The 9,472-nt window shown below is 65.0% G+C and carries 14 protein-coding genes; 1 reads left to right on the forward strand and 13 read right to left on the reverse strand.

Translation table 11 applies throughout. The annotated features are described in order from the left end of the window. Nucleotides 1-448 precede the first annotated feature (448 nt). From ACFWPH_RS33260 to ACFWPH_RS33275, 4 genes are all read right to left on the reverse strand, one after another. A complete protein-coding gene (locus ACFWPH_RS33260; RefSeq protein WP_062991205.1) occupies nt 449-733 on the reverse strand; it encodes a hypothetical protein in 285 nt (94 codons plus the stop codon). 74 nt (nt 734-807) lie between these two features. After that, a complete protein-coding gene (locus ACFWPH_RS33265) occupies nt 808-1,089 on the reverse strand; it encodes a hypothetical protein (RefSeq protein WP_378756260.1) in 282 nt (93 codons plus the stop codon). Nucleotides 1,090-1,220: 131 nt separating this feature from the next. Beyond that, complete coding sequence (locus tag ACFWPH_RS33270; protein WP_378756261.1) at nt 1,221-1,913, reverse strand: DUF2786 domain-containing protein; 693 nt, start codon at nt 1,911-1,913, stop codon at nt 1,221-1,223. 182 nt (nt 1,914-2,095) lie between these two features. Beyond that, a complete protein-coding gene (locus ACFWPH_RS33275; protein WP_378756262.1) occupies nt 2,096-2,362 on the reverse strand; it encodes a hypothetical protein in 267 nt (88 codons plus the stop codon). A 239-nt stretch (nt 2,363-2,601) separates the two neighbouring features. Between ACFWPH_RS33275 and ACFWPH_RS33280 the strand changes: the two genes are divergently transcribed. Beyond that, the gene (locus tag ACFWPH_RS33280) at nt 2,602-2,784 is read left to right on the forward strand and encodes a DUF6011 domain-containing protein (RefSeq protein WP_378756264.1); all 183 of its coding nucleotides are present in this window, start codon (nt 2,602-2,604) and stop codon (nt 2,782-2,784) included. A 226-nt stretch (nt 2,785-3,010) separates the two neighbouring features. Here the strand turns inward: ACFWPH_RS33280 and ACFWPH_RS33285 are convergent, their stop codons facing one another. The 9 genes from ACFWPH_RS33285 to ACFWPH_RS33325 all read right to left on the reverse strand — a co-directional run bounded on the left by ACFWPH_RS33285 (nt 3,011) and on the right by ACFWPH_RS33325 (nt 9,096). Further along, complete coding sequence (locus ACFWPH_RS33285) at nt 3,011-3,721, reverse strand: ArdC-like ssDNA-binding domain-containing protein (RefSeq protein WP_378756265.1); 711 nt, start codon at nt 3,719-3,721, stop codon at nt 3,011-3,013. 135 nt (nt 3,722-3,856) lie between these two features. Beyond that, complete coding sequence (locus tag ACFWPH_RS33290; RefSeq protein WP_378756266.1) at nt 3,857-4,195, reverse strand: hypothetical protein; 339 nt, start codon at nt 4,193-4,195, stop codon at nt 3,857-3,859. A gap of 468 nt (nt 4,196-4,663) precedes the next feature. Beyond that, nucleotides 4,664-4,888 (reverse strand): hypothetical protein, encoded by a 225-nt coding sequence (locus ACFWPH_RS33295; RefSeq protein WP_378756267.1) that lies wholly within the window; start codon nt 4,886-4,888, stop codon nt 4,664-4,666. A gap of 117 nt (nt 4,889-5,005) precedes the next feature. After that, nucleotides 5,006-5,431, reverse strand: a complete 426-nt coding sequence (locus ACFWPH_RS33300) for a hypothetical protein (RefSeq protein WP_378756268.1) — start codon at nt 5,429-5,431, stop codon at nt 5,006-5,008. Nucleotides 5,432-5,535: 104 nt separating this feature from the next. Then, nucleotides 5,536-5,775 carry a hypothetical protein gene (locus ACFWPH_RS33305; RefSeq protein WP_378756269.1) on the reverse strand — a complete coding sequence of 80 codons (240 nt, stop codon included), beginning with the start codon at nt 5,773-5,775 and terminating at the stop codon, nt 5,536-5,538. Nucleotides 5,776-6,435: 660 nt separating this feature from the next. Then, nucleotides 6,436-6,810 (reverse strand): single-stranded DNA-binding protein, encoded by a 375-nt coding sequence (locus tag ACFWPH_RS33310; RefSeq protein WP_378756270.1) that lies wholly within the window; start codon nt 6,808-6,810, stop codon nt 6,436-6,438. Between the two features lie 370 nt (nt 6,811-7,180). Beyond that, complete coding sequence (locus ACFWPH_RS33315; RefSeq protein WP_378756271.1) at nt 7,181-7,486, reverse strand: hypothetical protein; 306 nt, start codon at nt 7,484-7,486, stop codon at nt 7,181-7,183. A 195-nt stretch (nt 7,487-7,681) separates the two neighbouring features. Next, nucleotides 7,682-8,434, reverse strand: a complete 753-nt coding sequence (locus tag ACFWPH_RS33320) for a hypothetical protein (RefSeq protein ID WP_378756273.1) — start codon at nt 8,432-8,434, stop codon at nt 7,682-7,684. A 2-nt stretch (nt 8,435-8,436) separates the two neighbouring features. Then, nucleotides 8,437-9,096 carry a hypothetical protein gene (locus ACFWPH_RS33325; RefSeq protein WP_378756274.1) on the reverse strand — a complete coding sequence of 220 codons (660 nt, stop codon included), beginning with the start codon at nt 9,094-9,096 and terminating at the stop codon, nt 8,437-8,439. Between the last annotated feature and the right edge of the window lie 376 nt (nt 9,097-9,472).

A 9,472-nucleotide genomic window follows, 5' to 3' on the forward strand; every position in this document is an offset into this window, starting at 1 on the left:
CCAGCACCACGGCGTAGCCGACACTCACCCTGCCCTGTTGACCACCTCCAAGTTGAGTTGGCTGGTGGGTGAGTCTGCGGGAGCTGCGTTTTCGCGGGAGAGCTCGGTGTCGCGGTAGCTCACAGTTCAATCACGTTGTTAACCAACGTTATTGACCTCTGCGATGATGGGAAACGGTGCGCTCCAGTGCAGCGGTGGGCCGGGCAGGATGCGGTTCAGCCAGGCTGGAATGCGCGCCAGGATGCGCCGGTCCAAGCACGTGCCGCAATCGGACACGTCGGTGGTGCCGTCGCTGAAGACGACGGGGTGTCCGCCTCGGCCGTCGCATTCGGGGCAGGCCGGGCATGTTCTGGGGATCAATGCCCAGGTCACAGTGGGCTCGCCGGTGATTGTCCATCGTGCGATCCGCAGGGGCGGTGGAAGTGTGCGCGTGGCATGGTGTGGCCGTTCAGGGTTTGGGTTGGCGTTTGTCGGCGATTTGTTGCATGGCGACGGTGCGGACCGCGCCAGCTTTCACGGAGGGGAATTCCTCGCCGCCGTTCAGTTCGTTCTCAAGGCGTTCGACCTCGGCCAGGACAAGGGATTTCACGAAGTCACTGAGCGAGCCGCTGTTGTCTTGGAGCCACCCGAATTGGTATGCGCCGCGTACTCGTTCGGCTTCGTCGGGGGTCAGGTAGGCACCGATGCGGCCCTTGTTGCCCACGGTGGCGGTCTTCTTCGGCGCGTCGGTCATGGCTATGTCTCCTGGTCTGTACTCGTGGCGTTGTGGTGCCATAGTACTAGTCAGGTTGGGTGCGGTGCTGGTGCTCATTTTTCATCCTGGAGGATGTCGGCGTGCTGGCGGCCGTGGAACCACATGGTGGGCGCGTGGGCGGTGGCGAGGGCCAGGGCGTGTTCGGCGGTGTCGAAGAGTTCGGGGTCAAGGGCCAGTTCCTGGTTCGAGGTGAGGAATTCGCCCTGGTGCTCGATCACCCACGATCCGCGGTAGCGGCGGACGTGGAGGCGGAACTGTGCGGCGAGGGGGTGGTTATCGGGGAGGCAGTTCACCGCGTAGGCGGCGACGGTCACGATCGGCGTGGGAGCGGTCATCGGGAGTCCTTGCGGTCGGTGTTTCGGCGTTGGGGGCGGCCAGGCGCAAGAAGGGAAGGGGTAATTTCGCCTGCCCGTGGGCGGGTCGGAGTCGCACGGACTCCGACCCGCGTTCTAATCGGGCAGGTGTTTCAGCCGAGCTCGCGGCGGCCGTTGAGGCCGCTCTGACCGAGGTTCACGCGGCGGGCGGCGGCCGCGCCGGCGGCGGCGGCTTCGTTGTCGTGACGTACTCGGCTGACGGTCTTTTTGATCTGGCCGCCGAATTCGTCGTGCATCGCCGCGGCTGCTCGTTTGCTGTCGTTGACCAGCACCAGGGCGGTGCCGGGCTCGGATTCGGTGGCGGCGTTGTTCTCGGCGGCCGTTAGGCGTTCGTTCACGGTCGCGGCGAATCCGCGCATCCATGACGTTCGGTATGCCTTGGTTCCGACCCGTGCGCCCTGGTGGGGGCGGACTCGTGCGGCTCCGGCCAGCATTTGCGGCATGAGGGTGGCGAACAGCACCCGCAAGCGTTCGATGTGGCCGGTGGTGCCGTAGACGAGCTGGTTGTTTCGTCCGGGAATTCGGCCGTCACTCAGTGGCGCGCAGTGCAGCGCTTCGGCCAGGACGTGAAGCAGCGCCGCTTGTTGGGTCTGGTATTGGCCGGTAATCAGGAACTCGACCATCTCGATCGGTGCGGGGCCTCGCCCGCTCTGCTCGCGGGCCGCGGTCTCGTCGATGCCGTATTTCGCGATCAACTCGAACGCCTTGGCGTTGAACACGTCGGCCTCGGGTGTGCCTGCGACGTTTTCGGCTTGCGCTAGGAGCTTGCGCACCTTGTCGAGCATGTCTGCCCTGGTCGCGCTGCTGGTGTTGTTGGTGTTGCTGCTTGTCACGGTTGGCGCCTCTCACCTAAAGTTCGTGGGTGACAGGCACCGGGTAGGTAACGACTACCCGGTGCCTGCGTCATTCGTTGGCGGTTCTCGCCGGGGTGGTGGCGGTGCTCGCGCTGGTGGCCGCCGGTCGGGGCTCACGCGAGGATGGTTGCGGCGGGGTGTCCGGCCTTGTCCACGCGGACAACCATCACCATGTCGACGTTTTCGATAACGCCGTCGCGCAGCTGGGGGATGTGGAAGGGCACCCGCCACGATCCGACGGCGTTGGTGGGGAAGGCGTCGCGTGCGGCGGCGAGGACGTTGGTGACCTGATCGACGGTGACGCTGTTCTCGATGCTCACGGGGAAGGGGAATCCCAGTTCGTGGGCGGCGTCGGTGATGTCGATGAGAGCGAAGCTCATTGTGTATGGCCTTTCGATTTCGGTTCCGGCGGTTTCTCCGTCGGTAAGTTAATAGTACTATGTCGCCATAGTACTATGCAATTCCATTGCCTGTGACCTGCGTCACTGTGGCCGTCCCGCCCGCGAACGTGCGACCGATGCCCCTGCGCGCGAGCCTGATTCAGACTCGGCCGCGACGGAATTGTCAGACCCTTGTGTCAGCCTCGAACCCGATAGGCACGACCGACAGGAGTACGCGCATGGCCGCGACAGTCGAACAGCCCACCGTGCGCCGGGTAGCCCATTGCCGGCGCTGCGCTGGGTGGTTGATCTCGGCGGGGTCGGTGAACGCTGGCATCGGGCCGACGTGCGCGGCGCGCGAGCGCGCCGAACAGCGCGCGGCTGGCGTGGTGTCGCTGACGTTGTTCGATGTCGCAGCCTGATCGGTCAAACGCTAGGCGCGGGACTTGACGCGCGCCCGTACGTGGTCGCGTCTCGGACTGAAGGCCGCTCGTGGAGGTGCCCCGCTCGGCCCGACCGGGTTGGGGCCTCGATGGCCCCGGCCCGGTCCCACCGCCGGCCTTCCGGTGCGAATCTCCCCCACCAAATGCGAACGCCCTGGACCGGTTCCGACGGTCCAGGGCGTTCGCGGGGCGTGGTGTGGGGACTTCAGTCGGCGGGTCGGGTGAGCAGTTCGGCGAGTGCCTGCGCGAGCTGGGGGAGTGGCTGGCCTTCGGACACGGTGACCGTGTGCGCGTCGTCGTCGGTGCCGGTCTCGGTGCCCTCGGTGACGGTGTAGCCGATGGCGTCGAACTGCTCGATCAACCGCGCACGGATCGCGCCCGCCGGTTCGGCGACGGGCGCGGGCTCGACCGGTTCGCCCTCGAAATCCTCGATTCCCTCGGTTTGGGAAACGTCAAACACGGTGATCATCCGGAAACGCGCGCGGGCGGGCGCGCCCTCGCCCTCGCCGCTGGTGGTGTCAACCTCGATCACCTCGGCGGGCGCTTCGGCGGCTTCTCCGTCGGCGCCCTCGGCGGCCTGGCGGCCCTTGGGGGCGACGATGCGTAGCCCGTGTTCGCCTTTGCGCACGCCGCGCCCGCGCTGGCGCCACCCTTTGAAGGTGTCGACATCGGTCACGGTTACCCCACGGTCGGCGGCCTGCTTGAAGATCAGCGCGACGTTTCGCAGCGAGTAGCGCAACAGCTTCGGGGAGGTCAGGCGCGCGAGCTGGGCGATCATCTGGGCCACCTGCTCGGGGTCGCCCAGCAGCTCGGCGGCGTCTTCGCGGATCGCGTCGTCTGCCGCGCGGCGGGCGTCGCGGTCGGCCTGGCTGTAGGTCTTGCGAGTGGACTTCTTCGCCTTCGTCGCTGTCGCCATTTCTTTGCCTCCTGATCGGTTCCGGCGGTCCCTCCGTCGGTAAATTAATAGTACTATGCCACCATAGTACTATTCAATTCAAACAGCTGTGACCTGCGGCATAGCTGTCTCGCCCGTGCTGGTCTGGGGCTCGTCTCAGTTCTTCTCGGCCTTCTCGATCAGCGAGTATCCGAACCAGTCGGCCAACATGTCGAGCACTTCGCGCCCGGTCGGCAACGGTGTGGCGTGGACCTTTTCCCGTTCGGCCGTCGCCGCTGGGGTCTGGCACGTCTGGCAGTGGTTCGGGCATCCGCCATAGGTGCAGTCCAGCCCGTCTAGCCCGTCGAGCGGGTATCCGTCGACGCTGGTCGCGTCCAAATGCCAACGTCCATCGGCGAAGTAGAAATAGATTTTGCCGTGATCCTCGTACCGGTGGTCTTCGTCGTCATGTGCCACGGTCGCGGGCGCATCGGTGGGTGTGCTGGCGGATGTCATGTCGTGGTTCTTTCTTGTTGTCGGGTGGACTCCCCGTGCTCGCGGGGGCTTGGCGTGGCTGTCGGCGGGCGCATGAGAGAATTCAGGGGGTGAGATCCCGGACGGGTTCCGATCGTCCGGGCTCTCACTTTGTCGGGCTAATCCGTCGCTAGGAAATTTTGCGGTTTTCGTAGGCGCCCGCGCATAGCTGGCACCATGGGTCATCTCGCCAGGGCGGCATTTCTTTATCGCACATCGAACAGCTTTTAGGTGTGCCGTACATCGCGATAAAAGCGCGTCGGCGCTCCTCGCGGCCTTTGTTGTCGCATTCGTCGCAGATGGCGTAACCGTTGTCGTTCGGCCGTTGGCATTCGTCGCACTGGTACATGTGGCCGGGCTTCCTGTTCTGGGCGTGTAGCGGTAGGGCGATTTCTCCGGCGGGCAATAGCCTGGACGAATTGCGGCCGTAGGCTATTGCCTTATCGGGGTTTAGTCTTCGGCTGCCGTGATCTCGGTTATCTCGATGTCGTCGGGCACGTTGTCGTATTCGAATTCGTAGTCTGTGCCCTGGTGCTCACCCTTTCCGCGCGACAGTAGTTCGATAATTTCGCGTTCGCTGGCTTCGGCGTCGGGGTCAAAATTGTCGGGCACGGCGACAATGTAGGTGTCCCATCGGCGGATATCTGCGGCGGTGGAAACGGTTAGACGCTTCATATCGGGTGTTCCTTCCTGTCGACTCGCGTTGCGAGTCGATTTCATCTCGGCTGCTGGATCGGGTCGGTTTGCGGTCTGGACTGGTTCCGACAGTCCAGACCGTGAGCGACCGGGGGGTTATTCGGTGCGGTCGTGGACGCGCACGGCGTCGGGCCGGTAGCCCAGCTGGGCGGCCAGGGCGTCACCGAATCGGCTGTCATGGGTGGCGGCGAAGTTTCCGCCGAACATGTACATGCGGCCGGATGAATATCGGATTATTCCGTTGTCGATCTCGACCGGCGCGAGATAGACCGTGTAGCCCGTTCCGGGCCAACGGCGTTGGATGACGGCTACGACGGGCGGGGCGTCCTCGGTGGGGGGCGATACCCGCCAATCGGGGATCGGGGCAACCGCGCCTCCCAGGTCTTGCACGGTGAGTCCGACGACGGTTAGGCGGGCGGCGGTGGCGGTGATGCCGCCGTTCGTGTGGTCGGATTCGGCGGATGCGTCCCGGTATACGTACAGGGTGAGGCCCTTTACGGCGGCCGGGGTGGCTGTGGTCATTGCTGGCATTCTCCTTAGTTGGGCGGCTAATGGGATGGCCGCGCAATATTCCCGCCTGAGCGGACAACTCAGCGCACCAACTTATTGATGCGTCAAGCAATCGGCTAGGTGATAGTTTCGAAAATGTTTGCGGCGCCTGCGGATACTTCGTCGCACACAAAGCAGGTGAAATATCCGCTTGAGTGGATCTCGGCTAGAACGACAATTCCCATCACCTCAATCGAGGCATCTCGAGACGCGCGGTCGTCCTCGGACAAGTCCGAGAAGTCGCGGCCGGTAAAGTCGGCGTTGACAACCTCGCAGGCGCATTCCTCGCAGAGTGTGAATTTCTCGGTCACGATCATCTCCCCGTTTCCTTCCCTCGCTCCTTATACTTTAATAGTACTATGTCACCATAGTACTATGCAATAGGGTTGGCCAACTCTGGCCGTGATCCATGTCACTCCGAAACGACCTGGATATCCGCCTAATTGGTCGGTGTTTTGCCCACCCTTTTGGGCGGCCTGCCCCCGCGGCGAGCGGATGCTTTTCCGCGGCCGCCGGCCGCGATTGTTCGGGTCGTAGCGGTGAGGTCGGCTGTGTGGTGTGTGTCCCTCTCGGTGTGGCCTGAGGGCGTCTCGATCGCATCGGCCTCGGGTGTCAAGGGTGGCCTTGGCCATCGGCTTGCCGACGCGACGAAGGAGCGCCCTTGATGCCCGAGGCCGATGCGATAGCCCTCAGATCAGGCCATGCCGCGAGGGACACACACCACACCCCCGCGAAGATCCCGCGCGGCCGCAGGCCGCGGTGTCACAGCCCCGCCGGAAATCAAGGGGTATGGGCACTTACAGTGGATGAGCAAGACCCGGACGGGCTCCAACCGACCGGGTCTTGCGTCTTCTGTTTCTTGTCTCGGGTGCTTCGGGCGGCTCGAATTCGATGGAACGAAATCATCCGCGCTCGACAGAGAAGGGCCGGGGCCCGGTCAGGTCGGCTGCCGGGCCCCGTTCGGGGACTCGGCGCGGTCAGGCCGGGCGCGGTGCTCGGGTGACCATGGCGGTTTGGGTCGCCAGCTCGACGCCGACGCGGACACCGCGCATCTCGAGGGTGGCACGGGGCTGGCCGTCGCGGTCGGTCCACAGGTCCGCGGTGAGCCGATCGCCGGTGACGGTGACCAGGGTTCCCTTGGTCAGGGTCTCGGCCACGTGCTCGGCCAGGGCTTTCCAGACCGTGACGCGGATGCTGGTGGTCCGGGCATCGACCCATTCGCCGCTGTCGTCGCGGCGGCGGTCGTTGCCGATGACGGTGAAGCTGGTGACGGACTCTCCGGTCGGGGTGATGCGGAGTTCGGCAGGGTCGGCGGCGAGGTGGCCGGTGATTTCGACGGTGACGGCGCTCATGGTGGCTCCCTGATGTTCGGCGGGCTCGGGGCCTGGGCCCTGCTGGATCTCCCACTTCCGGTGTTGGACGCAGGCGACGCGGCACGGCGGCCGGTGGCACTGGCAAGGCTCGGAGCGCACGCGGAGACATGTTCGGCCTTGTCGGTGACGGCCGGGGGTCGGGCATCGTGGCTCAGTCCAGCTCGGGGCGGGAATCCGGCTGGCCAGGGTCCGCGCGGATAGTGGGGTGCGCCGCTGGGTGCTCTGCCGGTGAAATCGCGCTGGTCAGTGCGACGCCGAGGCGCGGCTGCCGCCTGCATGCCGGGCGGTCGGCTGGGACGAAACCGCCTTCAGCTGGCTTCGGCTGGGTGGTGAGCCTGCGGGAGCTGCGCTAGGTCCGGTAGGGCTTGGTGTCGCGGTAGCTCTGGCCTTGGTGGTGGTTGGGGCAGATCAGGGGCCCGTCGGCGGTGTGCCATCCCTGGCGCGCGAGCCAGGCCGCGACTGCGGCCGGCACCCGGCCTGTAGCCGTGTCCGTGGCGAACTGGTCGGCGAGCAGCGGCCCGCCTTCGGCGCATCGGGCGCATTCGGTATCGGCGACCTGCCGGGGCTGGCAGCGCTGGCAGTGGAGCGCTTCGCGCACGCCGCGCGGCGCGGCCGGATCGGGATGTAACCAGAGAACGCGCATGTCGGCTCGCATTCGGGCATCCTCGGCGGCGGTGCCGGCCCGATGTCGGCACGACGGGCATTGCGCGGCCGCGCGGGTTCGATGTGGCCGATATCCGGCGGCGGCCGGCTCCTCGACGGGTGCGGCCGGGGGTTCGTTCCAGAGCTGAAGTTGTGCCGGTTTCGGCTCCTGATTCGTGGCCGTCATGCCGGTGGTCCTCTCCGATGTTCAGCCCAATTCGGCCAGCTCGTCCAGTCGTTGCAGAGTGATGTCATCGACGGCGTGAAGCACTTGGAATCGGCCTGGATGATCCATAGCGTGGCCGAACTCGCGCCACGCATTCGCGACTGTTTTGCCGGCCCGCTCGGTCGTTAGGTAGAGCACGCCGGAGATCTGCTCGGTGTTCGATGCGAGACGTGCGGCGTGGGAGTCCAGGACGGTGCGCATTTTCCGGCCTGATTTCGGTGACAGCTCGATTTCCATCAGGCCGATGCTGTTATCGGGCAGCCACAGCATCCCGTCGGCGGCGTGCGACTTCGTGTTCAGCGGGTGATCCGCAGTGAACATCGGCGTTCGCCAGCCGCCGGCGGGAAGGCGGTCGGTGAGGGCAAGCCCATCGTGACGCTGGGATACCAGCCATATCGAGAACTCTGCCAACAGTAGATCGTGCGCCAGCTCGCGCCGCGCCAACCGGTACGCGCGCTCGGCGGGCCAATACACCTTGTGCTGCTTCCCTTGGGTGACGAACGCCGAACCGAGAACGCCGGCCTTCTCCAGTTTGACCACGCGGCGTGAAAACCGGCGCTGGTCCAGCTCCTCCCCGCCGAAATGGCTGTAGGCGGCCCTCAGCCCGGCTGAGGACGCGATACGGACCTCCCGTAGCCATTCGAGCACCTGCACATCCCGCGGGGTGAGATTCGGCGGCGTCGGCTTCCCGGTCTTGTTCGCCGCCCCACTATCCCCCTTGGAGATCACTGCCATGGTTACTGCTCCCGCATCTCGATCGTGACCGCTGACGGCAATCCTGATGCCAGGAAGCCCACCGCCCTGGCGGGCACATCATCACGTTCACCGCCGACAGAAATCATCGTGGTGTCGCGTGAATCGCGCGCTCTAACCAGCAGTTCGGCCAGCTCGGCAACGTCGGCTAACGACTCACCGATAAGTGGATCTTCAACACCCATTGACCGCGCGTAGAAACACGCGCCGCAGGTGGATCGGAACGTGCGCTCGATCGTACTGACCTGTTGACTGTCGAGCCGATCCCGCGCGTCCGTGATCAGCTGCATTCCGGCCCAGAAAACCCGGATCTCGATCGAGCCGCTATGAGGCTCACCTGGCCGCGGCAGGCGCACACCTTGCACGTCTGGTGAATCTGCGGCAGCGCGGCGACTCCGCCGGGGCGCGGCGAATCGGAACTGATGATTCGACGCGGTGGGTCGGACCCTAAGCCGCTCACGCTGAGTGAGCGCCACGGACGCTGCACGCGCGCGATCAACGTCGCAGATCCAACCGCCATGAAGTGATGAGAACGGGCCCTCAGCTTCGGTCAGAATCACCACGGAATCCACGCTGGAAACCATCGACGGGGACACAGAAACCTCGTCTAGAAACGTCCAGTGATCTGCTTCGCGATCGGTCATATCATGAACCAACCTCAACGATTTGATAGCGGCGAACCTCGGTACAACACCTGTCGATAGTATCCCAGAACGATCGTGACTCCGAACGAAAACCGCACGTCAGCGGATACCACTATGATGGCCGATCAGCGTGCCAGGCCCCGGATCGCAAGGCAACGAAACTTCGGCGCAGTAGATCCATCACGACACGAATAAATAACACATCCAGAACACACCGGTTTGCGCGGCGCTAGCCGCGTCCGCGACGCGCCAGCGTCGCTGAAAGATGGACGCCGGAGGCGTTCCTCCGAAGTGGTGGGGGAGGGTGCGAAGCCGCCCCCCCCCCCCCCCGAGCGCGGGCCCACGGATGTGGGAACGGGCCGCCAGAGGAGGAGCA

Origin of the sequence: Nocardia sp. NPDC058499, assembly GCF_042719915.1 — a bacterium.
In the GTDB taxonomy this organism is placed as follows: Bacteria; Actinomycetota; Actinomycetes; order Mycobacteriales; family Mycobacteriaceae; genus Nocardia.